26 protein-coding genes are annotated in these 26,412 nt (G+C 68.4%); 18 read left to right on the forward strand and 8 right to left on the reverse strand.

Going from position 1 to position 26,412, the window contains the following annotated elements:
• Window positions 1-24: 24 nt before the first annotated feature.
• From HDA44_RS16230 to HDA44_RS16250, 5 genes are read right to left on the reverse strand one after another with little or no spacing between them, the layout of a single operon-like run.
• Window positions 25-789 (reverse strand): crotonase/enoyl-CoA hydratase family protein, encoded by a 765-nt coding sequence (locus HDA44_RS16230; protein ID WP_184835257.1) that lies wholly within the window; start codon window positions 787-789, stop codon window positions 25-27.
• Complete coding sequence (locus HDA44_RS16235; protein WP_184835259.1) at window positions 786-1,871, reverse strand: acyl-CoA dehydrogenase family protein; 1,086 nt, start codon at window positions 1,869-1,871, stop codon at window positions 786-788. The genes HDA44_RS16230 and HDA44_RS16235 overlap by 4 nt, the downstream gene beginning before the upstream one ends.
• Complete coding sequence (locus tag HDA44_RS16240; RefSeq protein WP_184835261.1) at window positions 1,868-3,019, reverse strand: acyl-CoA dehydrogenase family protein; 1,152 nt, start codon at window positions 3,017-3,019, stop codon at window positions 1,868-1,870. The genes HDA44_RS16235 and HDA44_RS16240 overlap by 4 nt, the downstream gene beginning before the upstream one ends.
• Before the next feature lie 30 nt (window positions 3,020-3,049).
• Window positions 3,050-3,841 (reverse strand): enoyl-CoA hydratase/isomerase family protein, encoded by a 792-nt coding sequence (locus HDA44_RS16245; protein ID WP_184835263.1) that lies wholly within the window; start codon window positions 3,839-3,841, stop codon window positions 3,050-3,052.
• A gap of 1 nt (window position 3,842) precedes the next feature.
• Entirely contained in the window at window positions 3,843-4,625 is a 783-nt protein-coding gene (locus HDA44_RS16250; protein WP_184835265.1) for an enoyl-CoA hydratase/isomerase family protein, read from the reverse strand.
• A 116-nt stretch (window positions 4,626-4,741) separates the two neighbouring features.
• On the opposite strand from HDA44_RS16250, the gene HDA44_RS16255 reads away from it, so the two are divergent.
• The 14 genes from HDA44_RS16255 to HDA44_RS16320 all read left to right on the forward strand — a co-directional run bounded on the left by HDA44_RS16255 (window position 4,742) and on the right by HDA44_RS16320 (window position 17,601).
• Window positions 4,742-5,539: an enoyl-CoA hydratase/isomerase family protein gene (locus HDA44_RS16255; protein WP_184835267.1), complete on the forward strand. Its 798-nt coding sequence runs from the start codon at window positions 4,742-4,744 to the stop codon at window positions 5,537-5,539.
• 3 nt (window positions 5,540-5,542) lie between these two features.
• Window positions 5,543-6,709 carry a thiolase family protein gene (locus HDA44_RS16260; protein ID WP_184835269.1) on the forward strand — a complete coding sequence of 389 codons (1,167 nt, stop codon included), beginning with the start codon at window positions 5,543-5,545 and terminating at the stop codon, window positions 6,707-6,709.
• A 31-nt stretch (window positions 6,710-6,740) separates the two neighbouring features.
• Window positions 6,741-7,889: an acyl-CoA dehydrogenase family protein gene (locus HDA44_RS16265; RefSeq protein ID WP_184835271.1), complete on the forward strand. Its 1,149-nt coding sequence runs from the start codon at window positions 6,741-6,743 to the stop codon at window positions 7,887-7,889.
• A gap of 70 nt (window positions 7,890-7,959) precedes the next feature.
• Complete coding sequence (locus HDA44_RS16270; RefSeq protein WP_184835274.1) at window positions 7,960-9,153, forward strand: CoA transferase; 1,194 nt, start codon at window positions 7,960-7,962, stop codon at window positions 9,151-9,153.
• An 8-nt stretch (window positions 9,154-9,161) separates the two neighbouring features.
• The gene (locus HDA44_RS16275) at window positions 9,162-9,662 is read left to right on the forward strand and encodes an FAS1-like dehydratase domain-containing protein (protein ID WP_184835276.1); all 501 of its coding nucleotides are present in this window, start codon (window positions 9,162-9,164) and stop codon (window positions 9,660-9,662) included.
• Window positions 9,659-10,099, forward strand: a complete 441-nt coding sequence (locus tag HDA44_RS16280; protein ID WP_184835278.1) for a hotdog family protein — start codon at window positions 9,659-9,661, stop codon at window positions 10,097-10,099. Before HDA44_RS16275 ends, HDA44_RS16280 begins: the two co-directional genes overlap by 4 nt.
• Before the next feature lie 25 nt (window positions 10,100-10,124).
• A complete protein-coding gene (locus HDA44_RS16285; protein ID WP_184835280.1) occupies window positions 10,125-11,903 on the forward strand; it encodes an acyclic terpene utilization AtuA family protein in 1,779 nt (592 codons plus the stop codon).
• The gene (locus HDA44_RS16290; RefSeq protein WP_184835282.1) at window positions 11,900-12,208 is read left to right on the forward strand and encodes a DUF7508 domain-containing protein; all 309 of its coding nucleotides are present in this window, start codon (window positions 11,900-11,902) and stop codon (window positions 12,206-12,208) included. Before HDA44_RS16285 ends, HDA44_RS16290 begins: the two co-directional genes overlap by 4 nt.
• The gene (locus HDA44_RS16295) at window positions 12,205-13,389 is read left to right on the forward strand and encodes an acyl-CoA dehydrogenase family protein (RefSeq protein ID WP_184835284.1); all 1,185 of its coding nucleotides are present in this window, start codon (window positions 12,205-12,207) and stop codon (window positions 13,387-13,389) included. Before HDA44_RS16290 ends, HDA44_RS16295 begins: the two co-directional genes overlap by 4 nt.
• A gap of 26 nt (window positions 13,390-13,415) precedes the next feature.
• Window positions 13,416-14,357, forward strand: coding sequence for a cyclase family protein (locus HDA44_RS16300; protein ID WP_184835286.1), 942 nt, complete (start codon window positions 13,416-13,418; stop codon window positions 14,355-14,357).
• Between the two features lie 132 nt (window positions 14,358-14,489).
• Window positions 14,490-15,635: a thiolase family protein gene (locus tag HDA44_RS16305; RefSeq protein WP_184835288.1), complete on the forward strand. Its 1,146-nt coding sequence runs from the start codon at window positions 14,490-14,492 to the stop codon at window positions 15,633-15,635.
• The gene (locus tag HDA44_RS16310) at window positions 15,632-16,096 is read left to right on the forward strand and encodes a MaoC family dehydratase (protein WP_184835290.1); all 465 of its coding nucleotides are present in this window, start codon (window positions 15,632-15,634) and stop codon (window positions 16,094-16,096) included. The genes HDA44_RS16305 and HDA44_RS16310 overlap by 4 nt, the downstream gene beginning before the upstream one ends.
• 35 nt (window positions 16,097-16,131) lie before the next feature.
• Window positions 16,132-16,896: an SDR family NAD(P)-dependent oxidoreductase gene (locus tag HDA44_RS16315; RefSeq protein ID WP_184843705.1), complete on the forward strand. Its 765-nt coding sequence runs from the start codon at window positions 16,132-16,134 to the stop codon at window positions 16,894-16,896.
• A gap of 63 nt (window positions 16,897-16,959) precedes the next feature.
• A complete protein-coding gene (locus tag HDA44_RS16320) occupies window positions 16,960-17,601 on the forward strand; it encodes a TetR/AcrR family transcriptional regulator (protein ID WP_184835292.1) in 642 nt (213 codons plus the stop codon).
• A gap of 30 nt (window positions 17,602-17,631) precedes the next feature.
• On the opposite strand, the gene HDA44_RS16325 is transcribed toward HDA44_RS16320, so the two are convergent.
• Together HDA44_RS16325 and HDA44_RS16330 are read right to left on the reverse strand one after the other, a co-directional pair.
• Window positions 17,632-19,806 carry a N,N-dimethylformamidase beta subunit family domain-containing protein gene (locus HDA44_RS16325; protein ID WP_184835294.1) on the reverse strand — a complete coding sequence of 725 codons (2,175 nt, stop codon included), beginning with the start codon at window positions 19,804-19,806 and terminating at the stop codon, window positions 17,632-17,634.
• A gap of 4 nt (window positions 19,807-19,810) precedes the next feature.
• Complete coding sequence (locus tag HDA44_RS16330; RefSeq protein ID WP_184835296.1) at window positions 19,811-20,941, reverse strand: LacI family DNA-binding transcriptional regulator; 1,131 nt, start codon at window positions 20,939-20,941, stop codon at window positions 19,811-19,813.
• A gap of 112 nt (window positions 20,942-21,053) precedes the next feature.
• On the opposite strand from HDA44_RS16330, the gene HDA44_RS16335 reads away from it, so the two are divergent.
• From HDA44_RS16335 to HDA44_RS16350, 4 genes are read left to right on the forward strand one after another with little or no spacing between them, the layout of a single operon-like run.
• Window positions 21,054-22,430 (forward strand): aspartate aminotransferase family protein, encoded by a 1,377-nt coding sequence (locus HDA44_RS16335; RefSeq protein WP_184835299.1) that lies wholly within the window; start codon window positions 21,054-21,056, stop codon window positions 22,428-22,430.
• Window positions 22,431-22,470: 40 nt separating this feature from the next.
• The gene (locus tag HDA44_RS16340; RefSeq protein WP_184835301.1) at window positions 22,471-23,454 is read left to right on the forward strand and encodes a sugar ABC transporter substrate-binding protein; all 984 of its coding nucleotides are present in this window, start codon (window positions 22,471-22,473) and stop codon (window positions 23,452-23,454) included.
• A gap of 7 nt (window positions 23,455-23,461) precedes the next feature.
• Window positions 23,462-24,502 carry an ABC transporter permease gene (locus tag HDA44_RS16345; RefSeq protein WP_184835303.1) on the forward strand — a complete coding sequence of 347 codons (1,041 nt, stop codon included), beginning with the start codon at window positions 23,462-23,464 and terminating at the stop codon, window positions 24,500-24,502.
• Window positions 24,499-25,308: an ATP-binding cassette domain-containing protein gene (locus tag HDA44_RS16350; RefSeq protein ID WP_184835305.1), complete on the forward strand. Its 810-nt coding sequence runs from the start codon at window positions 24,499-24,501 to the stop codon at window positions 25,306-25,308. Before HDA44_RS16345 ends, HDA44_RS16350 begins: the two co-directional genes overlap by 4 nt.
• Window positions 25,309-25,396: 88 nt before the next feature.
• On the opposite strand, the gene HDA44_RS16355 is transcribed toward HDA44_RS16350, so the two are convergent.
• Window positions 25,397-26,407, reverse strand: coding sequence for an alkaline phosphatase family protein (locus HDA44_RS16355; protein ID WP_184835307.1), 1,011 nt, complete (start codon window positions 26,405-26,407; stop codon window positions 25,397-25,399).
• Between the last annotated feature and the right edge of the window lie 5 nt (window positions 26,408-26,412).

Raw genomic sequence — 26,412 nt, forward strand, 5'->3', positions numbered from 1 at the left:
GCGAGACGCCAGGAAACTCTGGCCTCAGGCACCTGTCCACACCGGTTGCCGCTTCTCGGCGAATGCCCGGGCGCCCTCCAGCGCGTCGGCCGAGGACACGACCTCGTCGACCAGCGCCTGCTGTCCCGGAAACGCGTCGATGTCCCGATAGCCGACCGCTCCGGCCACGATCTGCTTGCTGACCCGGACCGCGAGCGGTCCGTTGGCAGCGATCTTCAGAGCCAGTTCCCGGGCGGCGCCGAGGACCGCACCCGGTTCCGAGAGCAGATTGACCATCCCGTACCGACGTGCGGTTGCTGCAGGCAACGATTCGCCGGTCAGGGCGAGTTCCATGGCCAGGTGGTACGGAAGCACCTTCGCCAGGCGCACCAGTCCGCCCGACCCGGCGACCAGCCCACGACGCACCTCGGGCAGGCCGAACTTCGCATCCCGCGCGGCTACGATCAGGTCGGCACTGAGAGCGAGCTCGAAGCCACCCGCCACCGCCCAGCCCTCGACCGCGGCCAGTAGCGGTTTCGCCGGCGGCCGCTCGGTCAGGCCGCCGAAACCACGCCCGGGCAGTACCGGGATCTCGCCCCGGGTGAACGCCTTGAGATCCAGGCCGGCGCAGAAGTTGCCACCGGCCCCGGTCAGGATCGCGACGCTGAGGCCGGCCCGAGCTTCGAACTCGTCGACGGCGGCCGCGATACCGTTCGCCACTTCGAGGTTGACCGCGTTGCGCTGGTCCGGCCGGTTGATCGTGATGACGGCGACACCGTCCCGGCCGGCCTCGAACAGGACACTGCTCATCGCGACTCCTTCGTCGGTACGGGAACGTACGCCGCGCCACTGATCAACGGCCACAAGCCGCCCTTCCCGGCGGCCAGAACATGCTGGTCCAGCACCGCGGAACAGGCAGCCTCGTTGCCGGCCTCATCCCGCCAGGCCCACAGCCGCGTCGTACTGTGCCGGAGCGGGTGCTCTTCGGTGTACCCGAGCGCGCCGTGGATCTGATGCGCCAGCGAGGCGACCAGCCCAGCGGCCTGTCCGGCGACGGTCTTCGCCGCCGCGACCGCCACTTCCGCGCCGCTGTCCGTGTCGACCGCCACCGCCGCGGCCTCGACCGCGATCTTGGTCAGCAACACCTCGCCCGCCATCGCGGCCAGATGTTGCTGCACTGCCTGGAATTTCTTGATCGGGCGCCCGAACTGCTCGCGCTCCCCCGCGTACGCCACCGTCAGTTCGAGCGCCCGCCGGGCCGCACCGGCGATCAACGCGGCCCGCGCCAGCGTCGTACGCAGCCGTTGCTCCCGTAGGACCCGCTGCGGCTCGCCGCGCAGCCAGTACACCCGCTCGGCGGGAACGGTACAGTCGAACGCGACGTCGTCCCGCGGTTCACCCGCGATGTTGGTGCCTTGGGCAACCAGACCCTCGGCACGCCGGAGCAGGATCACCTGATCCTCGGCAAGCACCACCAAGTGCTCGGCGGCACGCGCCCAGGGCACCCGGCGCGCGACTCCACTCATCTGCACGCCACCGACCGTTGGTTGCACCTGCAATTCCGGACCGGCGACGATCGCCGCCAGCGGACCCGGCGGAACCTGCACACCGCAGCCGGCGAGCAACCGCCCCGCAAGCAAAGCTGTCTCGGCGAACGGAACCGCGGCGGCATACTCACCGAGCACTTCGAGGACGGCGACCGCGGTGACGACATCGCCCCCGCTGCCCCCGTACTCCTCGGGTACCGACAACGTGGTCACGCCGATCGATTCCAGGGCCGACCAGAGCGACGGGTTCCAGCCGTCCGTACGGCGGAGGGCCTCGTCGTCGGCACCGTACTTCCCGCAGACCGACCGGACACTGGCGTCCAGCGCCTCGATGATGTCGTTCATCGCACCCCCAATTGCCTGGCGATCACGCCGCGCAGGATCTCGTTCGTTCCGCCGCGCAGCGTGAATCCGGGACTGTGCAGGACGGCTTCGGCCAGCATCCGGGGCAGCTCGTCGGTGGCCCCGGGGTCCGGTTCCACCTGGGTCAGCATCCGTACGCAGTCGATGACCGTGTTCTCGAACCGGGTGCCGAGATCCTTTACCGCGGCCGCCTCGACCGCGGGGACGCCGCCGGCCTCGAGCCGTCCCGCGACCGCGAGCGACATCTGCCGCAAGGCCCAGAGGCGCGCGACGACTGACCCGAGAGCACACCGTTCGCCGAGCCGGCCGGCGGCTGCCAGCGACTCGGTGGCGACCGCGAGCAGCGGGAACGTGGACAGGATGCGCTCCGGTCCGCTGCGCTCCATGGCCAGCTCGTGGGTGACTTGATGCCACCCGTCGCCGGGCTCGCCCAGCACCCGCGCGTCCGGGACGAACACCTCGTCGAGAACTACCTCGTTGAAGTGGTGCTCGCCGGTCAGCAGCCGGATCGGGCGGATCTGTACCGCCGGATGTGGGAGGTCGATGATGAACTGGCCGAGGCCGGCGTGCCGGTCCGCGGCGGGCGCGGCGGTGCGAGCCAGCACCACCAAGGTCTGCGCGTGATGAGCACCGCTGGTCCAGACCTTCGTACCGCTGAGCCGCCAGCCGTCGACCACCCGGGTCGCCCGGGTGCGTACGGACGCGAGGTCCGAGCCGGTGTCCGGTTCGCTCAGTCCGACTGCGAAGAAGCGCTCGCCGCGAGCGATCCCGGGCAGGTAAGTGTGCTTCTGCTCCTCGGTCCCGAATCGCAGCAGCCCTGGCCCGGTCTGACGATCCGCGATCCAGTGCGCGGCGACCGGCGCACCGGCGGCGAGCAACTCCTCGGTGACGACGAACCGGGCCAGCGCGCCGGCCTGGCGTCCGCCGTACTGCTCCGGGAAGGCCATCCCGATCCAGCCTCGCTCACCGAGCCGCCGGCTGAACGACGCGTCCCAGCCGCCGAGCCACTGGTCGCACCGCGGCGTGAACCGGCCGGCTGCGAGCTCCGCGCCAAGGAAGGCACGAATGTCGCGCCGAAGGGTTTCGAGTTCGGCCGGCAGTGTCACCGGCCGCAGGTTCCACAGGTCCATCAGACAAGCCTCGTTCTCTCGATCGGCGCCTCAGCGCACGGCCCAGCGCCCGGTGTACTGGGGCTCGGCGACCTTGTCCAGGAACGCGCGATAGGCGATCGGCACGTCCTCAGTGGCCAGATTGACCGCCTGCGCGCGGGCCTCGTTGTCGAGCGCCTGGCGCAACGTCTGGTCGGCGCCCTGGTTCAGCAGCGCCTTCGATTGCGCGACCGCGACCGGCGGCAGTGCCGCCAGCCGGCCGGCCAGCTCGGTGACGAACTCGTCGAGCTCGGCCGCGGGCTTGAGCCAGGTGACCAGGCCGAGCTCGCGGGCCTCTTCGGCATCGATCACGTCCGGGAGCATCAGCAGCCGCTTCGCCTGCTGCAAACCGACCAGGCGCGGAAGCAACCAGGACCCGCCGAAGTCGACGGACAGGCCGCGCCGGGCGAAGATCTCGCCGAAGCGAGCGGCCGGCGAGGCGACCACGAAGTCACTGGCGAGCGCCAGGTTGGCACCCGCGCCGACAGCAGGCCCATCGACCCGCGCGATCAGCGGCTTCGGGAACTCGTGTACGGCGACCGCCGCGTTGTTCAGCCGGCGCATGCGCTCCAGCGGGTGATCGTCCTTCGGCCCACCGAGGTCAGAACCCGCGCAGAAACTTCCCTCCGCTCCGGTCAGGACGACCACGCGAACCGTTCTGTCCGCGGCGAGCTTCTCGAAGGTTTCCCGGAGCAGTTGCCAGGCCGCCGGATCGAGCGCGTTCCGGCGGCTCGGCCGGTTCAGGGTGACGCGAGCGATCGCCCCCTCCTGGGACAACAGGATCGGCTCCACACCGTCGGTCATCTCAGCGTCCTCCGAACACGGGCTTGCGTCCGTTCCGGAACGCGTCCATCGCCTCCGCCGAGTCCTCCGTACTGTGCACGACGGCCATGTGCGAGGAGATCAGGTCCAGCGCGGTTCGGGCATCGGTGTTCGCCGACTGGTACGTGGCCCGCTTGATCAGCCGGAGATTGAGCGGTGGCTGATCCGCGATCCGGCGGGCCAGCGCCTGCCAGGCCTCGCCGAACTCGTCGTCGGCGTAGACATGGTTGGCGATTCGCAGCCGGAGCGCCTCGCCGGCATCGACGAAGTCGCCGGTCCACATCAGCTCCAGCGCCTTGCCGGTCCCGACGATCCGGGGCAGGTAGTAGCACCCGCCGTCGCCCGGGACCAGGCCGATCCGGATGTACCCCTCCGACAGCTTGGCGGACCTTGCCAGCAGCCGGATGTCGCACATCAGCGCCATGTCCATCCCGGCTCCGACGGCCGTACCGTTCACGGCCGCGATCAGTGGCTTGTCCAGATCCTCCACCGCGTACGCGACCCGGTGGATGCGGTCGTCGAGCAACCGCTTGACCGACAGCGGTCCGGTCGCCTCCGCCGCGAACGCGTTGAGGTCGATTCCGGCGCAGAACGCGTCCCCGGCGCCGGTGACGACCACCACCCGGACCTCGTCGTCGAGCCGCGCCGACCGCAGCGCCTCGGCCCAGCTTTCGATCATGTCCAGGGTGAACGCGTTCTTCACCTGCGGACGGTTCAGCAGGATCGTTCCGATCCCGTCCCGCACGGTGTATTCCAGATCTGCCATGGCTCTCCTCGACGACGGACCTCGGGGCTCCCGGCGACGAAGCAGCAAGTCGTTGCACGGGCAGAATGAGGATGACATACTACCACGTAGGTTATTTTTCCGAGGAGGCGAAATTGATGGACTACTCGCACCTGGCGCCGACGCTGCTGGTGGAAGCGGACGGCCCACTGCGTATCGTCACGATGAACCGGCCCGACGACCTCAACTCGGTCGACGACGACCTGCACGAAGGCCTCCGCCGGGTGTGGGACCTGCTGAACGACGACGAGGACGCCCGCGCCGTCGTGCTCACCGGCGCGGGCCGGGCCTTCAGCGCCGGCGGCCATCTGCCCAACTTCGTCCGCAGCCACACCGATCTCGCGGTCCGGCGGCGGAACATCCGGACCGGTGAGCGACTGGTCCGCGCGATGCTCGGCTGCGACCTCCCGGTAGTTGCCGCCGTCAACGGTCCGGCGGTGGGTCTCGGCTGCAGCCTGGCGACGATGTCGGACTTCGTGGTGATGGCGGCGGAGTCCTTCCTGAGCGATCCCCACGTACGCGTCGGCCTGGTGGCCGGTGACGGCGGCGTGGTCACCTGGCCCGCGCTGACCAGCCTGCTGACCGCGAAGGAGTACATCCTGCTCGGCGACCGGATTCCGGCCACCGACGCGCTGCGGATGGGTCTGTGCAACCGGGTCGTGCCGGCCACCGACGTACTGACCACCGCCAAGGAGATCGCCCACCGGTTTGCCGCGCTACCACCGCAGGCGGCACAGGACACCAAACGGGCGCTCAACGCGCATCTGCTCGGCTCGGCCAACACGGTGCTCAACTTCGCCCTGGCCGCGGAGTTCGAGTCCTTCGGCAGCGAGGAAGTCGCGGTCCAGGCCACGGAGTTCATGGCGAAGTCCGGCCAGGACCCGAAGGAAGCCTGACCGATGCGGGAAGTCGTGATCGTGGACGCCGTCCGTTCGCCGATCGGTAAACGGAACGGCGGACTCAGCGGGAAACATGCGAACGAACTGCTCGGCGATGTCCTGCTCGGGCTGCTGCGGCGCAACAACCTCAGCGGTGCCGAGGTGGATCACGTCGTCGGCGGGTGCGTGGGCCAGCTCGGTATGCAGGCGGCGAACGTGACCAGGAACGCCTGGCTCGCCGCGGGCCTGCCGCTGGAAGTGCCGGCCGTGACGGTCAACGCGCAATGCGGCTCGTCGCAGGAGGCAGCGCTGATGGCGCACGCCCAGATCGCGAGCGGGCTGGCGGACATCGTCATCGCCGCCGGCGTCGAGGTGATGAGTCACGTTCCGCTCGGCGCCAACATGCCGCCCGGCGGACCGTACGGCAATCCACGCGGCGGCCGGTACGCCAAGGTGTACGAGCCGACCATCCAGTTCGAGGGTGCCGACCGGATCGCCGAACAGTGGAGCCTGAAACGCGACGAGCTGGACGCGTACGCGAAGAGCTCGCAGGACCGGGCCGCCCGCGCCTGGGACGAGGGTCGCTTCGACAGCCAGATCATCCCGATCGAGGTGGCGGCTCCGGACGGCACCGTGGTCGTCACCCGGGACGAGGCCCTTCGGCCGACGACGCTCGACGGCCTGGCCGGACTGAAGCCGGTCCAGCCCGACCGTACGCCGGAGAGCTTCCACACCGCGGGGAACTCGTCGCAGATCGCCGACGGCGCGGGCGCGGTCCTGCTGATGAGCCGGCAGCGAGCCGATCAGCTCGGGCTCCGGCCGCGGGCCCGGCTGATCGATTCGATCCTGGTCGGCTCCGACCCGGTGCTGATGCTGACCGGACCGATCCCGGCGACGGCGAAGGTACTGGGCCTGACGAAGTTCACCCTGGCCGACCTGGACGTGATCGAGATCAACGAGGCGTTCGCGTCGGTCGTGCTGGCCTGGGCCAAGGAGTACGGCGCCGACCTGGACCGCGTCAACGTCAACGGCGGCGCGATCTCGTTGGGCCACCCCATCGGCGCGACCGGTTCGATCCTCATCACCAAGGCCGTGCACGAGCTGGAACGCAGCCACGGCCGGTACGGACTCATCACCATGTGCTGCGGCGGCGGACTCGGGACCGCGACGGTCATCGAACGCCTCTGAGCTGCCCGCCCGAAGAGACAGGACCCACCCGATGCCCGACTCGACCCCGCGCCCGTGGATGACCGGCGAGGCCGCCGACCTGTTCGCGATGGCGGCCGCGTTCTTCGACGAGCAGATCCCGGCACACCGCGAGCGTTGGGAGGCCCAACATCACGTCGACCGTGAGTTCTGGCTCCGGTGCGGCGAGCTCGGCCTGCTCTGCGCCAACATCCCCGAGCAGTACGGCGGTGGCGGCGGCACTTTCTTGCATCAGGCAACCATCCAGGAGGCGTACGCGCGGCAGGGCGATCGCTCTTGGGGAAACGCGATGCACAGCGGGGTCGTCGCCGACTTCATCCATCGGTACGGAACCGAGGAGCAACGGCTGCGCTGGCTCCCGAAGATGGCGACCGGGGAGCTGATCGGCGCCCTCGCGATGACCGAACCGTCGGCCGGCTCGGACCTCAAGGCGATCCGGACCCGCGCCGAACGCGGCCCGGACGGCTGGCGGCTGAACGGCTCGAAGATCTTCATCACCAACGGTGGCAGCGCCGATCTGGTCATAGTGGCGTGCTCGACCGACCCGGCGAAAGGCGCGAAGGGCATCTCACTGCTCGTCGTCGAGACCGCCTCCGCGCCCGGCTTCGGCCGGGGCCAGCCGCTGAACAAGATCGGCCAGCACGGCGCGGACACGAACGAGCTGTTCTTCGACGACGTGCCGGTGCCGGCCGGCAATCTGCTCGGCACGGAGGGCGCGGGCTTCGCGATGCTGATGGAGAAGCTCCCGCAGGAGCGGCTGATCATCGGCATCACCGCGGTGACCGCGATCGAGCTGGCGGTCGCGCTCACCACCGAGTACGTCAAGCAGCGCGAGGCGTTCGGGGCGCCGTTGTTCGAGAAACAGCACGTCCGGTTCGAGCTGGCCGAGTGCGCGACGCTCGCGAAGGTGGCCCGGACGTTCCTCGACGACTGCATGCGTACGCATCTGACCGGCGGCCTGGATCTGCCCACGTCGAGCATGTGCAAGTGGTGGCTGACCGACGTGCAGTGCCGGGTGATCGACAAGTGCCTGCAACTGCACGGTGGGTACGGCTACATGACCGAGTACACGATCGCCCGGCTGTACGCGGATGCCCGCGCGCAGACCATCTACGGCGGCGCCAACGAGATCCAGAAAGAGCTCATCGCGCGGTCGTTGTGATGGCCGGGCGATGAACTCTTGTATCAAAACCTACGGAGTAGTATGTTCCCCGGAACGCTAGGAGGATGCAGTGACCGCTCGCGCTCTGGATGGCATTGTCGTTCTGGATCTCAGCCAGGTCTACAACGGCCCGTACTGCACGCTGCTGATGGCTCAGCTCGGCGCGGAGATCGTCAAGATCGAACCGTTCCGCGGCGAACCCGTCCGCTGGCGGGTGGTCGGTGAGCAGCAGACGGCCGCCTTCGGCCTGCTGAACGGGAACAAGGAGAGCCTCCGGCTGGACCTGAAGGACCCGCGCGGCAAGGAACTCTTCCTGCGCCTGGTCGCCCGGGCCGATGTGGTCGTGGAGAACTTCGCGCCCGGCACTCTGCAGCGGCTGGGACTGGGCTACGAGGTGCTTGCCGAGGCCAACGAGAAGATCATCCTGGCGTCCGGGCGCGGCTACGGCGCGCAGACGCCGCAGGCCGGTCAGCGGGCGATGGACCTGACCATCCAGGCGGTCTCCGGCGTGATGGGGTCCACCGGGTACCCGGACCAGCCGCCGATGAAGGCCGGTGCGGCGCTCGCGGACTTCTTCGGCGGCACGCACCTGTTCGGCGGGATCATGGCAGCGCTGTACCAGCGCACCGCGACCGGCCGCGGACAGCACGTCGAGGTCGCGATGCAGGACGCCGTAATCCCCTCGCTCACCTCGAACATCGCCGGGTACCTCGACAGCGGCGGCACGCTGCCGGAGCGTACCGGCAACCGGCACGGCGGGCTGGCCGTTGCCCCCTACAACGTCTATCCGGCGGCTGACGGCTGGGTCGCGATTCTGTGCATGACCAACGGCCATTGGCAGTCGCTGTGCGGGTTGATGGATCGGGATGATCTGGCCGACGATCCGTCCTTCGCCACTCCGGCGGCCCGGGTCGCTCAGATCGACAAGCTGGACGACTTCGTGGCCGGATGGGCCGGCGGCCGGCCTCGCGACGACATGGTCGCGAACCTGCAGCAGGCCGGAGTGCCGTGCGCGCCGGTACTGACCTTGTCCGATGTGATGTCCGGGCCCATGGTCGGTCCCGACAGCATGATCCGGCCGGTCAAGAGCGCCGACGGCCAGGTGTCGTACGTCTTCGGCAGCCCGCTGCACCTGACCGGCTCGGAGCCGGTCCCGAGTACAACCGCACCGGCGCTCGGCGAGCACAGCGACAGCGTGCTCACCCGCACGCTGGGCCTCACCGGCGCCGAGCTCGCGACGCTCCGCGCCGAGAACGTGATCTAGGAGGAATCGTGGCCGTCGACGACACCGTGCTCGAAGCGGTTCGGACCCGGATCGGTACCGAGAGTGCGCACGAGCTCGGCACCATCACCGCGCTGATGATCCGCCGGTACGCCCGGGCGATCGGGGAATCGAACCCGCTGTACTACGACACCGAATTCGCCCGTGGTTGTGGGCATCCGGACATCATCGCGCCACCCAACCTGGTCACCGCGGTGTCGGCGTGGGACGAAGGTCCGGCCGAGGACGGGTTGCGTTCCGACGGCGTCCCGACGGCCGCGCTCCAGGACCTGCCCACCGAGGGCGTACGGGTGATGGGCGGCGGTGAGGACATCGAGTTCCATGCCCCGATCCCGGCGGGTACGACGCTGACCGAGCGAAGCGCGATGGTCGGCGCGGAGCTCACCCACGGCAGCAAGGGGCCGGTCATCGTCGTCCGCTACCGGCACGAATTCGTCGCCGCCGACGGTCGTGTCCTGCTCACCTCGACCCGGAAGGTCCTGCTCCGATGACCACCAAAACCACCGGTCTCCGCTTCGGCGACGTCAGTGTCGGCGATCGGCTGCCCGAGCTGCGCCGTACGCCGAGCCGTCTGCAACTGTTCCGCTACAGCGCGGTCACCTGGAACAGCCATCGCATTCATTTCGACGCGGAGTACGCCGCGTCCGAGGGCTACCCGGACGTACTGGTGCAGTCGCATCTGCATGGCGCTTTCCTGGTGTCGCTGTGCACTGACTGGATCGGCCCGACCGGAACGCTCCGACGGCTCGAGGTGACAGTCCGCAGGTACGCGGTGCCGGGCGATGTGCTGGTTTGCACCGGCACGGTCACCGGCGCGGAGCGCGCCGACGACGGGACCGGCCTGCTTCACCTCGACCTGACCGAGACGCGCGAATCCGACCAGGTGCGATGCGCTGTCGCGACCGCCACGGTCGCTTTGCCGCTCTGACCCCTGACCGACGAGAAGGACGACCATGAGCAAGCGAGAGATCCTGCGGATCGCGAACTGTTCCGGGTACTACGGTGACCGGCTGTCGGCGGCCCGCGAGATGGTCGAGGGCGGTCCGATCGACGTACTGACCGGCGATTACCTGGCCGAGCTGACCATGCTGATCCTGGCGAAGAGCCGGCAACGCAAGCCCGGCACCGGGTACGCGACCACCTTCCTGACCCAGATGGAGCAGGTACTGGGCACCTGCCTGGACCGCGGTATCAAGATCGTCACCAACGCCGGCGGCCTGAACCCGGCCGGGCTCGCCGCCGAGCTCGGCCTGCTCTCGGAACGGCTCGGGCTCCGGCCGCGGATCGCCCATATCGATGGCGACGACTTGCTCGACCGGATTCCGGAACTGCAGCAGGACGGCCATCCGTTGGCGAACCTGAGCACCGGACAGACCCTCGCCGCGGCCGGCGTACACCCGGTGACCGCGAACGCCTACCTGGGCGGCTGGGGAATCACCGCGGCGCTCCGCGGCGGTGCGGACATCGTGGTCTGCCCGCGAGTCACCGACGCGTCGCTGGTCGTCGGGCCGGCCGCGTGGGCGTTCGACTGGCAGCTCGACGACTGGGATCGGCTGGCCGGCGCGGTGGTGGCCGGGCATGTGATCGAGTGCGGCGCGCAGGCGACCGGCGGCAACTACTCGTTCTTCGACGAGCTGCCGTGGCGAGGTCCGCTCGGGTACCCGATCGCCGAGATCGCGGCGGACGGGTCGAGCGTGATCACCAAGCACCCCGGGACCGGCGGCGCGGTCACGGTCGAGACGGTCACCGCGCAGGTGCTGTACGAGACCGCGGCGCCCGACTACTTGAACCCCGACGTGATCGCCCGGTTCGACACGGTCGAACTGTCGGACGCCGGGCCGGACCGGGTCCGGATCAGCGGTACGCGCGGACTGCCGGCGCCCGAGACGTCGAAGGTCTGCATCAACTACCACGGTGGCTATCGCAGCAGCGCCACGTTCGTCCTGACCGGCCTGAACATCGAGGCCAAGGCGGACTTCGTCACCCGTGCGCTCGACCAGGCCCTCGGTGGTCTGGACACCTTCGGCGAGGCCGACGTACGGCTGCTCCGCACCGACCGCGCCGACGCCGACAGCGCCCCGGGCGCCGAGGCCCGGCTGAAGGTGACGTTGAAGGACCTGGACGAGGGGCGGGTCGGGCGTCCGTTCTTCAACGCGATCGGCGACTTCGGGATGGGCGGCTACCCCGGCATGTGGATCGACCAAGCAGACCGGGCCGCGAGCGCGTACGGCGTCTATTGGCCCGCCCTCGTACCAGCGTCCGTACTGAGTCCCGAGGTGGTGTTCGCCGACGGACCGCGGTTGACGGTCCCGGCTCCCCCACTCAAGGCCTACGACGGGTACCGCGCCGCGGCGCCGACGGCGAACGCGCCGACAACGGACGAGACCGTGCTGGCACCGCTGGGTTCGGTGGCCGGTGCCCGCTCGGGCGACAAGGGTGGCGACGCGAACGTGGGGTTCTGGGCGCGGACCGACGACGGCTACGCCTGGCTGCGGAGCTGGCTCGACGTCGAGGCCTTCCGGAACCTGCTCACGGAAGCCACCGGCCTCGCCATCGACCGGTACGAGCTGCCGAACCTTCGCGCGCTGAACTTCGTCGTCCATGGCCTGCTCGGCGACGGCGTCGCCGCGAGCACCCGGCCGGACCCGCAGGCGAAGGGACTGGGCGAGTACCTGCGCTCGCGCCAGGTCGAGATTCCGCGGCGGTTGCTCACGACGGAGGCGGTCCGATGATCAGGCCCTGGTTACCACTGACCGCGGCGAACCTCGCCGACGTACCCGGCGCACTGGGCGTGTTCGAGATCTCCGACCCGAGTGGCGTGATCGCGATCGAGTACGCCGGCGGCCACAGCAGCTTCGGTCTGCGCGGCCGGCTCGAACGCTGGCTCGACGAGCGGCCCGGACTCTCGTTCAGGTACGAGCGGACCAACTCGTACCTGTCGCGCTACCGCGAACTCGTGCGCGCTTTCGAGAACGAGCACGGCGAACCACCTGAACAACCGAACCGCACCGACCAGAGGCTGGAGGGAGACCGATGAGCTTGCCGGTCACCGATGTGCAACGCGACCTGATCGACCTGGTCCGGCGCTTCGTCAGCACCGAGATCGTCCCGCTCGAGTTCGAGCTGGACCCGGACGAGAGCGAGCTGAGCGCTCCGGTTCTCGAACGGCTGACCACCAAGACGAAGCAGATGGGCCTCTACAACATCGACGTACCCGAGGAGTTCGGCGGCGCGGGCCTCGACACCGTGACGCGGACGCTGCTCGCGATGGAGATGTCGCAGCACCGCGCCGGACTGTACGCCCCGTGCTACGCCGCCTTCGGCCAGCCGGACATGGGCCAGCTGTACGACGGCACCGACGAGCAGAAGGAGCGGTACCTGTACCCGGTGCTGCGCGCCGAGAAGAAGTCGTTCTTCGCGCTCACCGAACCGTCCGGTGGCAGCGACCCGGCCCGGGCGATCCAGACCCGGGCGAAGCGGGACGGTTCGGACTGGATCATCAACGGCAACAAGACCTTCATCAGCGGCGCGGACACCGCCGACTTCGGGCTGGTCTTCGCGCGGACCGGCGATCAGGAGTCCGGCCGCTCGGGCATCACCTGCTTCATCGTCGACGCGGACACGCCGGGCTTCACGGTCCGGCGGGTGATCCATACGCTCCGCTCCGGGCACTGTCCGACCGAACTCACCTTCGAGGACGTCCGGGTGCCGGCCGCCGCGGTGCTCGGCGAGGTCGGGCAGGGCTTCGCGCTCGCGACCGAACGCCTGACCAAGAACCGGATTCCGTACGCCGCCGGCTGTCTGGGCGTCGCGATGAAGGCGCATCGGATGGCCGTCGAGTACGCCGGCACCAGGTCGGTGTTCGGGTCGACGCTCGCCGAGCACGAAGGCATCCAGTGGATGCTCGTCGACAACGAGATCGACCTGCGGTCGGCGACGCTGATCACGCTCGACGCCGCCGAGCGCGCGGACAGCGGGCAACCGTTCCGGACCGAGGTCGCGCTGGCCAAGATCGTCGCCACCGAGGCGGCCGGCCGGGTCGTGGACCGCGCGATCCAGATCCATGGCGGCTACGGCGTCACCAAGGACCTGCCGCTGGAGCGGTGGTACCGCGAGCTCCGGATCCGCCGGATCGGCGAAGGCAGCACCGAGACCCAGAAGATGATCGTCAGCCGGGACCTGCTCCGGGGCCGCTACCGGGGACTGCTGGACCGATGAGTACCAGGCACTCGGAAGGAGCACCGATGAACGACAACCCCGCGTCCGGCGCGAACCGGCAGGTGGGCACCAGCCCGTACGGTCCCGAGGACCAGATCGGCCGCCTGAACCTGATGACGCCGGAATCACGGCAGGCCGTGATGAGCCGGGTCGACGCCACCCAGCTGTTCGATCTCTCGGTGGAGTACTTCATCGGGATGCCGTCCTGGCAGGCGATCGGCGATCCGCCGTACCAGTTCTGGATGACGCATTCGCCGCACGGTACCGAGGTCGAGGGCTGGCCGGGCATTCCGGCGGAGCTGACCAAGTACATCAGCTACTCGGGCGACTCGGTGCTGATGTACACCCACACCGGTACGCACATCGACACGCTGAACCACTACGGCTACCACGGCAAGATCTACAACAACTTCACCGAACGCGAGCACCTGGGTTCGCGGCACTGGACGGTGAACGGCGCGGACAAGTTCCCGCCGATCGCGGCCCGCGCGGTACTGCTGGACTTCCCGGCGCTGCGGGGCGTCGACGTGCTGCCGGCGTCGTACGGGATCACTCCGGACGACGTCGACGAGTGTCTCGCCGCCGAGGGCCTGGCAATCCAGGAGGGTGACGTCGTTCTGATCCGTACCGGCCGGATGCGCTACTGGCCCGAGAAGGAGGCCTGGGGTGACAACCCGCCGGGGATCAACCGCGCGGCGGCGGTGCACCTGGTGAACCAGGGCGCGATGATCGTCGGCTCCGACACGTCCTGTCTCGAACAGGCGCCGGCGAGCGACGACGACAACTTCACCCCGGTACACACCTTCCTGCTGGCCGAGGCCGGAGCACCGATCATCGAAGCGCTCAATCTGGAGGAGCTGGCCGCGGCCAAGGTGTACGAAAGCGCCTTCCTCGCGGCCAACCTGCGGCTCCGCGGCGCCACCGGGGCACCCTTGCGGCCCTGGGCCTTCCCGCTCCGTAAGGACTAGTCCGCTCCGTAAGGACTAGTCCGCTCCGTAAGGACTAGTCCGCTCCGTAACGACTGAGACAGCGGCCGGACAACTGCGTTCGGCCGTCTGGTTCGAAATCACAGTAGATCCATGAACCAACTAGGAGTTTGCATGCGCGACGCAGTGATCGTGTCGGCGGTCAGATCGCCGATCGGCAAGCGGGCCGGCGTTCTCTCCGGCCTGCACCCGGCGGACCTGTCCGCCCAAGTACTCCAGGGCCTCGCGGCCCGCGCCAACCTGGACCCGGCCCTGGTCGACGACGTGGTCTGGGGGTGTGTCGGCCAGGTCGGCGAGCAGGCGGTCGACATTGCGCGGACCGCCGTCCTCTCGGCCGGCTGGCCGGAATCAGTACCCGGTACGACCGTCGACCGGCAGTGCGGATCGTCCCAGCAGTCCATCGCGTTCGCCGCCGCCGGTGTGATCGCCGGTCATTACGACATCGCGGTGGCCGGCGGTGTCGAGTCGATGTCCCGCGTCCCGATGGGCAGCACGTACCGCGACGGTTCGCCGATCGGCGACCTCTACGTGAAGCGGTACGGCGAGGGGATGCCGAACCAGGGTCTCGGCGCCGAGCAGATCGCCCGCGAATGGTCATTGAGCCGCACCGACCTCGACACGTACGCCGTGCGCTCGCATCAGCGGGCCGCGCGTGCTGCCGCGGCTGGACTCTTCGACGCGCAGATCGTGGAGATCGAAACCGCTGACGGCGTGGTACGCGCCGACCAGGGAATCCGCCCGGACAGCACGGTCGAGGTGCTGGCCAAGCTGAAGCCCTCGTTCCTCGACGACGGCGTGATCAGCGCCGGCAACGCCTCTCAGGTCAGCGACGGTGCCGCGGCAGTACTCATCACCTCGTCCGAGATCGCCGCGGCCAACGGCTGGACGCCGCTGGTCCGCGTACACACCTCGGTCGTCGCGGGCAGCGACCCGAACATCATGCTCACCGGTCCGATCCCCGCCACCCACAAGGCGCTGAAACGATCCGGGCTGAGCCTCGACGACATCGGCGCCTTCGAGGTCAACGAGGCGTTCGCATCCGTGCCGCTCGCCTGGCAGGCCGAGTTCGGCGTACCCACGGAGAAGCTGAACCCACTGGGCGGCGCGATCGCGCTGGGCCACCCGCTCGGCGGCTCCGGCGCGCGAATCACCACCACCCTGATCCATCACCTGGCCGACCAGGGCATCCGGTACGGACTGCAGACCATGTGCGAAGGCGGCGGGCAGGCCAACGTGACGATCTACGAGTTGCTGGCGTGACTCGGCGTTTCGCCGATGTCGAGGCACTCCGTGGCGCGATCGGCGAGAGCCTCGGCAGCGGCAGCTGGATCGAGATCGACCAGGAGCGGGTCGACGCGTTCGCGGCGGTCACCGACGACCGGCAGTGGATTCACGTCGACACCGTGCGGGCGGCAGCGGGCCCGTACCAGGGCACGGTCGCGCACGGCTACCTCACGCTGTCGCTGCTGCCGGCGCTGGGGCGCTCGATCTTCACCGTCGACGGGCTCCGGATGTCGATCAACTACGGCCTGGACCGGGTCCGGTTCCCGCACCCGGTCCGGGTCGGCGCCCGGATCCGGGCGCACGCGACGCTGGCCGGCGTGACCGATACCGGCGCGGGCACCCAGGCAGTCGTCAGCTTCACGGTGGAGATCGACGGCGAGAGCAAACCCGCGTGCATCGCGGAGACCGTCCGGCTGCTGGTACCGAGCCGGACCTGACCGACACAAGGAGCGCAGTATCAATGGGACGATCAATGGGGCGCTATCAAGGGCGGATCGCCGTCATCACCGGCGGCGCACGCGGGATCGGACTGGGCATCGCCCACCGGCTGGCCGAGGAAGGCGCCGGTATCGCGCTGATCGACCTCGACGAGGCGACGGCCGCCGAAGCGGTCGCCGGCCTGCCGCTGACCGACGGCGCGAAGGCCATCGCGGTCGGCGCCGACATCAGCGACGGTACGGACGTCGAGGCCGCCGTCGGGCGGGTCACCGGCGAGCTGGGCGGTGTACACGTACTCGTGAACAACGCCGGCGTCACCCGGGACAACTACCTGTTCAAGATGACCGAGGACGACTGGGATCTGGTCATGGACGTGCACCTGCGCGGCGCGTTCCTGATGAGCCGCGCGGTCCAGAAACACTTCGTCGACCAGCGGTACGGCAAGATCCTCAACCTCTCCAGCACGTCGGCCCTCGGCAAGAAGGCGCAGACCAACTACGCCACCGCGAAGATGGGCATCCAGGGCCTGACCCGGTCGCTCGGGATCGAACTCGGCCCGTTCGGGATCAACGTGAACGCGATCGCGCCCGGGTTCATCGTGTCCGAGATGACCGACGCGACCGCCGCCCGGCTGCAGCTGGACGTCGAGGAGTTCCGGCGGCTCGGCGCCGAGAAGAACCCGGTGAAACGGGTCGGCCAGCCGGCCGACGTCGCCGCGGCCGCCGCCTTCCTGTGCAGCGACGAGGCGTCGTACATCACCGGACAGACCTTGTACGTCGACGGCGGCGCGAAGCTCTGAGCCGACACCCATGAATCCCGCGCGAGCCGCCGCAGTGACCATCCGTCTCGGTAGTATGTCCGCATGAGGCAACAACCCGTCACCAGTCGTTCACAGGACCCCAAGCGTCAGATGGGGGCCCGCGAGATCCTCGACGCCGCCGCGCTCGCGTTCTCGGAGCGCGGCTACGCCGCCACCTCCATCGACGACGTCGCCGATGTCCTGGGCGCCACGAAAGGACGGATCTACCACTACTTCCGGACCAAGGGCGAGCTCTTCATCGGCATCCACCGCCGCGGCATCGAGTGGATCCTGGAGGCGATCGGCCCGACGGCCGAGCGGGCCGACCTCGCGCCGGCCGACAAGCTCCGGGAGATGGTCCGGCAGCACGCGCTGATGATGATGGAGCACCACACCTACATGGGGGTCGGCCAGTTCCTGATCGACATCCACCTGGCCGGCGAAGGCCGCCAGAGCGCCGCGATGGAGGAGATCCTCCGGATGCGCCGGCAGTTCGAGGACTACTACGTCAAGGTCGTCGAGGACGGCATCAAGACCGGCGCGTTCCGCGACACCGACCCGAACCTGGTCGCCAAGGCGATGCTCGGCGCGGTCAACTGGATGCACGTCTGGTACCGCCCGGACGAGACCCGCGACACCCCGGAACAGCACGAACGGATCGCCACCACCCTCGCCGACCACGCCGTCTACGGCATCGTCGCCTGAACCCAAGTGCTTGCCCCGAGCAACTTATTCTCAGGTACGATCCGGCGCGCCACGCCGTAGAAATGCACGCAGGACGTTCTCGGTCACCGTCGACACGGTGTTGGCGTCGTTCTCGTGGGAGAGGCAGTTGGTCCAGCCGATCGATCCGGTCGCGAAGGTGATCCCGCCACCCTGCCAGTCCGTCAGGGCGAGATCCGCGCCGACATCGTCGGACTGCATGACGTCCGGCGCCAGTTGCCGGACATCGTCGATACAACGGTAGTAGCCGGACCGGTGGTTTCCCTTCGAGGTAGCGATCACGACGGTCTCGGCAGGGGCCGGCCGGTCGATCGGCACGTGGTCGAACTCGTCGTCCACGGCACCGCCGGTGGGTCCGAAGTCGCCGATGACGGCGTCCTGCGGAACACCATCGAGCGCGTACGAGAAACGGCTGACGCGCGCGTGCGGCAACTGCCGATAGCCGGCGCCGCTGCCGTACCCGAGGCCGGCGAATCCCACGCCCACCAGGCTTTCCGGCGGATGGCCGCGATGCCGCCAGAGGCCACCAGGCTCACCGGTGAGGCTGTGATGCACCTCCCCCGCCGGCGAATCACCGGTCCGAGTTCCCGCCTGGCCACGCCGTACCTCGATCACGTGCGCGCGTTCGGAGCTGGTGGAGGTCACCCAGTAGAACCCGTTTCCGCCGAGGTACATCAGGCGTCCGCCACGCGCGACGTACCTGCTCAAGGCATCGCGCATCGAGGCGGTGCAGTACTCGGGATGGCTTCCGGTGATCACGACCTGGTACTGCTCGAGCAGTCGTGCGCCAGCGGTGTGCAGGCACTCGTCGGTCAGCACATCGGGCGACTGACCTCGGCGTCGCAACCATCCCAGCAGCTCGAGATCGGCGGAGAGGTGACGCGGGGCGCCGCTCGACGAGTAGCGGTAGAGCGGACTCATCTCCATGACCGGTCGCAGCCGGGACGAGTAGCAGGTCGGACTGCCGTCGAGATGGGTGTCGTACATCGAGAGGCCGAGCTCGGGGTGCTCCAGGATGTAGCGCTCCTCCGGGAACAGCTCCGGTTCGTCCAGGCCACGCAGTTGGGCCGCGAGTTCCGCCGCCCGATCGGTGATCCGGAAGTTCGCGTACGCGAGATAGGTGTACGTCGGCAGGATCACCGCGACCCGGCTGGTCGGCCGACGTGGCGCGACAGTGAACGGAATCCACCGTTGGTCATCCGCCGACGCCAGCTCCACGGCGTACACACCGCTGGCGAGGTAATCGGGAAGGTCCACCCCGAACGTCGGCTGCCAGGACGCGTCCTCAAGGTCGTCGGAGTGGAAGTGGACAGCGGCGTAGGTGCCGGGCGCGTGGCGTGGATCGACCTCGGTGCCACTCCACGCGTGGCCGGTCACGAGTCGGGTCGGGCCGTTGACCGTGCGGCCGTGGAGTCCGGCAAGACCCGAGTCATGGACGTACGTCGACTCGGGCCGTACTGCGAAGTCCCACGCGGCGACCAGTTCGCCGCGGCCCGGGTGCCCGTGCACCACCTCGCGCCAGACCTGGGGTGCCTCGATCTTTCCCTCGAAGACATCCCGCTGCCGGAGCGCGCCGATCATCAATGGCGCTTGGTCACCGGGCCGGTCGAGGGGTACGTCGAAGGTGCGGCGTACGGATTCACGCGTGGCCGAGTTGTGCGCCGGCTCGTAGTACAGTCGCGCCTCGCGCTGGTCACCGTCCAGGCTCGCCTCGACGTGGTACCACCTCTTGGCCGCAAGCCGATGATCGCACCTGAGCCGCAGGCTGGCTTCCGGGGTCGAGAAGACGAGTTCGAGTCTTCCGAGGCAATCGAGCCTTAGCGCGATCGAGGCGTTCTCGTCGGCACGCGACAAGACCGTCTGCGCGCTGCCGTTGCCGGGGAGGGTCGGCCACAGCGATGCGCGAATAGTGAAGTTCCTGCTGCGCAAGGCGTCCGCCGCCCGCGGGACCAGGACGTACGAGCCGGTCGAAGTTTGTTGCCGGAGGCCCTGATGCGCGCCGGCCTCGCGTACCAGACTCGTCACCGGCCTGCCTGCGCTGATACCGCCGTCCAGCCGGACCAGGCTGGCGCGAAACGATGCGTTCTGGGAATCGACGTGTACGTTGACCGTGCTGCCCGGCCGCGTCACCCAGACATCTGGATAGCCGGCGAGCTGGACGGAACGCGTCGGCGGATACGTCGGCATGGCATCAGCCCTCCGCTCGGGTCGGTTCCGAGGTCGAGGAACGTTCGATCAGACAACCGGCCAGGGTGTGTCGTTCGCCGCGGGGCTCGGCGCTGCGCGCGGCGAGGACCAGGTCGAAGGCAAGCTCGCCAAGCTGCTGCTTCGGGTTGCGCAGGGTCGTCAACGGCGGGTCGACGTACTCGGCGAACTCGATGTCGTCGTACCCCACGACCGACACGTCTCCCGGCACATTGAGGCCGAGGTCGCGGGCGGCCTTGATCGCACCGATGGCCAGCATGTCGCTGTAGCAGGCAAGTGCCGTAGGGCGTGTCGCTCCGGCCAAGTACTCCCTGACCGCTGTCCGGGCGGCATCGAACGAGTCATCGGCCGCGACCACGACCCCGGCGTCGACGCCGGACTCCTGGAAGGCCTGCCGGAAGCCGAGCAGCCGAAGGAGACAGGTACGAACAGGTGGTCCGGCTACGAAAGCGACCTCGCGGTGACCGAGCTGGTGAAGATGCCGCGCGACCAGCCGGCCGCCGGCGACATCGTCGTAGACGACGTTCGCCGCCCAGGGACCGGGCACGCGTTGGTCGGTCATCTGCGTCACGGTGCGGCTCGTGATTGCCCCCGTACTGAAGGAATCAAGGAGATCCCAGCGAGGTGTCTCGTCCCACTCCAGCAGCACGAGCGGGGTGCGACGGTTGGGCACTGACCACGACTCCGCGTTGCCGGCCGCGCCACCGACGATGACGCCGTCGAGGCGTTTGCCGAGCAGCAGATCGAGCATCCGGCGCTCCTGGTCAGGATCACCGCCGGAGCTGGCGACGACGACCGAGTAGCCATGTGTTCCGGCCAGTTGCTCGATGCCGTGCGTCACCTCACTCCAGTAAGGCACCCGGATCGACGGCACCAGTACGCCCACCGTGTTCGTCGAGCCGGTCACCAGGGCCTGCGCGACGGCGTCCGGCTGGTACCCGAGCTGGGCAGCGGCCGCGAGCACCCGTTCCCTGGTTTCCGGCCGCACCTTCGGCGAGCCCTGGAACGTACGGGTCACGGTGGCGATCGATACGCCACTCAGGCGCGCGACATCCCGGATCGTTGCTGAGGGCGGACCCATCTTCGCCATGCACACCGTCTCTCTGTTCATCGCCATGTCTTGACAAGCTGATGGTACCGTTTACACTCGACGCAATCCACCCAATTCAACGACTTTCGGCTTCACACACGCAATCAATGTGACCGTTTACATGAACTGAGGGGTTTGCATGACCAGCACCGCGCAGACATCGCCGGACTACTCTTCCTGGCCGGTCCGGAGCGTTCGCTCCCGTGAGCTCTACGACCGTGCCCGCTCCGTCGTTCCCGGCGGAGTCGTCGGTCAGGGCCGGATCTACGATCCGTACCCGCTCTACATCGACCGCGCCGACGGCGCCCACGTCTGGGACGTCGACGGCAACCGCTACCTGGATTTCCACAGCGCGTTCGGTGCGGTTCTGCTCGGTCACAACCACGAGCGGATCCGTACCGCGATGGAAACCTGTCTGCGGGAACGAGGCGTCACCTTCGCGGCCGCGCATCCGCTGGAGGCCGAGCTCGCCGAGCGGATCGTCGAGATGGTGCCGTGCGCCGAGATGGCGGTGTTCAGCTGCACCGGCAGCGAGGCGACCCTGCACGCGCTGCGCCTCGCCCGCGCGGTGACCGGGCGGCAGAAGGTCCTCAAGTTCGAGGGCAACTACCACGGCTGGAACGAGCACCTCAACTGGAGCGTGCACTTCGACGCCGAGAACGAAGGCGGTCCGGCCGAGCGACCGGTTCCGTACGCCGAGAGCGCCGGCGTCGCGCAGTCCGCCCGCGAGAACGTCCTGGTCGTGCAGTACAACGACACCGAATCGCTGACCCGCATCGTCGAGGAGCATCGCGACGAGCTCGCCGCGGTGATCGTCGAGCCGATGTTCTTCAACGCCGGCGTCGTCCTGGCCGAGCCGGGCTTTCTGGAGCAGTGCCGCGCGCTGTGCGACGCGGTCGGCGCGATCCTGATCTTCGACGAGGTGATCACCGGATTCCGGGTCGCACCCGGTGGCGCGCAGCAGGCGCTCGGCGTAGTGCCGGACCTGGTCACCATGGGCAAGGCGGTTGCGAACGGCATGCCGATCTCGGTGCTCGCCGGCCGGCGGGACCTGCTCGAGAACCTGTCCCCCACCGGACCCACCTTCTTCTCCGGCACGTTCTACGGCCACACGCTCAGCGTCGCCGCGGCGGTCGCCTGCACGCAGTTCCTCAGCGAGACACCCGAATTGTACGACCAGCTGGACGCGCTCGGGCGACGCCTGCGGGACGGACTTCGCGAAGCCGCCGCCGAGGGCGATGCACAAGTCAGCGTCGAGAGCTACGGCTCGGTGTGGAGTATGCACTTCGGAGCCTCGTCGCCTCGCACCTACCGGGACATCTCCAAAACCGCCAAGACCAAAAACGCCGGAGTCCAGCGTGACTACCAGCGGTGGATGCTCGAACGAGGTGTCTACATCCACCCGCACTACATGATCCGCGGCTATCTCACCGCGGCCCACAACGCCGATCACATCGACCACGTGATCGAGAGCAGCAGGTCGTTCTTCGCGGCACACCGCAGTGATCTGTCGTGACGCACTCAAGCCAGGGAGCGCTCGATCCAAGGAGAAGAACATGCGCAAGGTCATTGCCGCCCTGTTAGGTCCGGTGCTGGCGACCGCCGTCCTCGCCGGCTGCTCGAAGGAGCAGGCCGGCACCGAGGGCACCGCGGTCAGTAGTGGCAAGAAGGTCCACATCATCATGGTCACCCACGGAGCACCGGGCGACCCGTTCTGGAACGCGGTGAAGCGGGGCGCCGAAGACGCCGCCAAGGATTTCAAGGTCGAGTTCGACTACCAGTCCACGTCGAAGGTCGACCCGGCCGAACAGGCCCGATTGATCGAGGCGGCGATCGCCCGCAAACCCGACGGGCTGGCCGTGTCCATCCTCGATCCGGACGCCGTCGCCGGCCCGATCAAGAAAGCCGTCGCCCGCGGCATTCCGGTGATCTCGCTGAACTCCGGCGACGCCTTCTTCGCCAAGCTCGGGATCCTCGCCCATGTCGGGCAGGCCGAGGAGATCGCCGGGCGCCAGGCCGGCGAGCGGATGGCCGGCGAAGGAGTCAAGAACGCGATCTGTATCAACCACGGTCAAGGCGACAAATCGGCGGAGCTGCGCTGCCAGGGATTCACCGGCGCGATCAGCAAGGCCGGCGGGAAGGCCAAGCAGGTAGTGGTGAGCCAAGGCGACCCGACCGGAACCCAGCGCCGGATCGAAGCGGCGCTGAAGGCCGACCCCGGCATCGACGGCGTACTGGGTCTCGGTCCGGTGATCTTCAACCCGGTCAAGGCGGCACTCTCCTCGACCGGCAAGCTCGGCAAACTCCGGTTCGCGACCTTCGACCTCTCCCCCGACATCCTGGCCGCCGTCCGCGACGGCCAGGCGGATTTCGCCATCGATCAGCAGCAGTACCTCCAGGGGTACCTACCGGTCGAGTTCCTCGCCCAGCGACTGCGGCTCGGCATCTGCCCGACCGGTCTGGTACTCGCCGGCCCGAACTTCGTGACCAAGGCCGACGCGCAGGCGGCGATCGAACTGTCCAAGCAGGGATTGCGGTAGGTGACAGATGACCTCCACGACAACCACACCCTCGAAGACCACGCCGTTACCGCAACGGCGGCCCGTCGCCGGCGTTGCCGGCCTGCTCCGCAGACCCGAGCTCGGCGCGGTCGCCGGCGCGCTCGGCGTGTACCTGCTGTTCACCGTCGTCGCCGGGAACTCCTTCTCCGCCCTGGAGGGGATGGGTAACTGGCTCACGGTCGCCGCCGAGCTCGGGATCATCGCCGTACCCGTCGCCATGCTGATGATCTCCGGCGAGTTCGACCTGTCGGTCGGATCGATGATCGGCGCCGCCGGAATGATCGTCGCCGTCGGGGTCGGCCACTACGGCTGGCCGGTGGCACCGACGGTTCTGCTCGCGTTCGCGTTCGCGCTCGTGATCGGTTTCTGCAACGGCGTCCTGGTCGTGATGACCGGCCTGCCGTCGTTCATCGTCACCCTCGCCACGCTGTTCCTGCTGCGAGGGCTGACGATCGGCATCTCGCGCGCCACCACCGCCTCGACCAACGTCAGCCTGGACGATGCCCATCAGGGTTCGTTCCTGACGACCTTCCTGACCTCGACCCGCGGCACCTTCTCGATCGAGATCCTGTGGTGGCTGGCGATCACTGCCCTCGCAACGTGGGTGATGCTGCGCAGCCGGTTCGGGAACTGGATCTGCGCCACCGGCGGCGACATCGCGGCCGCACGCAACAGTGGCGTCAAAGTCGACCGCGTACGCATCGTGCTGTTCATGGCGACGGCTGCCGGGGCCTGCCTGGTAGGTGTCATGCAGGTGCTGACGTTCGGCTCCGGCGATGTGCTGCGAGGTGATCAGCAGGAGTTGCAGACGGTCATCGCCGCCGTCGTCGGCGGGTGCCTGCTGACCGGCGGGTACGGCACGGTCGTCGGCGCGTCCTTCGGCGCGCTCACGATCGGAATGGCCAGCCTCGGCATCAACTACGCGGGCTGGGATCCGGACTGGTTCAAAGCATTCCTCGGGGCGATGCTGCTCCTCGCCGTGATGGCCAACAACCTGATCCGCAAGAAGGCATTGGAGTCACGATGAGCCTGCCTGAACAGCCGATTCTCGAATTACGTGACGTCTGCAAGTGGTTCGGCACCGTACGCGCCCTGGACGGTGTGTCGATCGCCATCCACCCGGGCGAGGTGCATTGCCTGCTCGGCGACAACGGTGCCGGCAAGTCCACCTTGATCAAGATCCTGTCCGGGGTTCACAAACCCTCACAGGGCGAGTTCCGCGTCGACGGCGTACCCACCACGTTCGACAGCCCGCGGGACGCGATGGCCAAAGGTGTCTCGACGGTTTTCCAGGACCTGTCGATGATCCCGCTGATGAGTATCGGCCGGAACTTCTTCCTCGGCCGCGAACCGATGAAAGGCCATGGTCCACTCAAGCGCATCGACATGCGGACCATGAACGACATCGCCCACGCCGAGCTGGCGCGGATCGGAATCCAGGTCCGTGACGTCGGCCAGCTGGTCGGTACGCTCTCCGGCGGCGAACGGCAGTCCGTCGCGATCGCGCGGGCGGTGCATTTCGGGGCGCGGGTGCTGATCCTCGACGAGCCCACGTCCGCTCTGGGCGTGAAGGAAGCCGGGGTGGTGCTGCGCTACATCGCGCAGGCCCGCGACCGCGGCGTGGCGGTCGTCTTCATCACCCACAACGCCCATCACGCGTTCCCGGTGGGCGACCGCTTCACCATCCTCACCCGCGGCCAGAGCTACGGAACGGTCGCCAAACACGAGACGACCCGCGAGGACGTACTCAACAAAATGGCCGGCGGCGACGACCTCGCCGAACTCGACCACGAAATCGCCGAGTTCGCCCGCACGGACGAGTCGAGCACCTAGTACGACCCGCCCGAACCACGGTGACCTGCAAGCCCGGAAGCCCACCCTTCCGGGCCTCAGGACCGGCTTGTGAAGATCCGGACTCGCGCTACGGGTGATGGGTGCCGGGCAGCCAGTTGGTCAGGAGTGGGGTGAGGAGGTCTTTGTTGTGTTTCGGTGGGGTTCGGTACTGGAGCGACTCGTTGTTGTGGGCAACCAATGGGACGGGTACTTCGTGCAGGCTGCCGTGTGATCTGTAGTGGGATGGGAGTTGCTCCGACTCCTGCCCCGGTGCGAGGTCGCCGAAGACCGTGTTCGGGTCGCCGAGGACGACCAGGTCACCGATCCGGTCGGGGTGCAGATGGAAGCGTACGGCCGCGTCGCCGCGGGTCAGGACGCTTTCGACGCCGGGCAGCTTGTTGAGCGCGTCGGTAACCCGGCCTTCGTCGCGCGGATCGTTGAGCCAGATCCACGCCGTACCACCGAACGTCCGGTGATGACGCACGTACTTGTCCTTCTCGGCGGACAGCGCCCGCCGGACCGGTGCGTCCCGGTTGGCAAGTGCCTGGTTGAGGTCGTACACCAGCGTCTTGTAGTTCATGCCGTGGTCCGCCGTCGCGAAGAACGCCGCGTCCGGCGCCGCGTCCACGGCCACGGTCCAGAGCCAGTGGTTGATGCCGGCGGAGTAGATTCCGGGCGGCTGGCCGTAACGGTCCGCGAAAGCGGCAGGCGGTTCCTCCGCCGCGACGGCCGGCGTTGTCTTCGTACCGAGCAGACTGACCGTCTTCTTCTTGGCGGTAAGCAAAGCCGCCTTCCCACCGTGGTCGGCGACCTGCGTCATCAACGTCGGTCGCAGGAGCAGCTCGGCGCTCTCCATGTAATCCTCTTCGCCGGTCGCCGGGACGTAGTAGTAGTTCCCGGTGATGCCGTGCTCCGAGGGCCACGCGGCACAACTGATTCCGGCGTTGTTCGCGTTCGTGACGGTCGGAGCAATCGCCTCGACCACCGTCGACAAACCGTTCGCGCCGAGCCGGTCCAGCTCAGGCATCACCTCCGGTGTCGCGTACGCCGGGTCCAGGCCGTCGATCATCGCAACGACCACGCGCTGCCGGTTCGTCATCGGGT

This window comes from Kribbella solani, assembly GCF_014205295.1.
Taxonomy (GTDB): Bacteria; Actinomycetota; Actinomycetes; order Propionibacteriales; family Kribbellaceae; genus Kribbella; species Kribbella solani.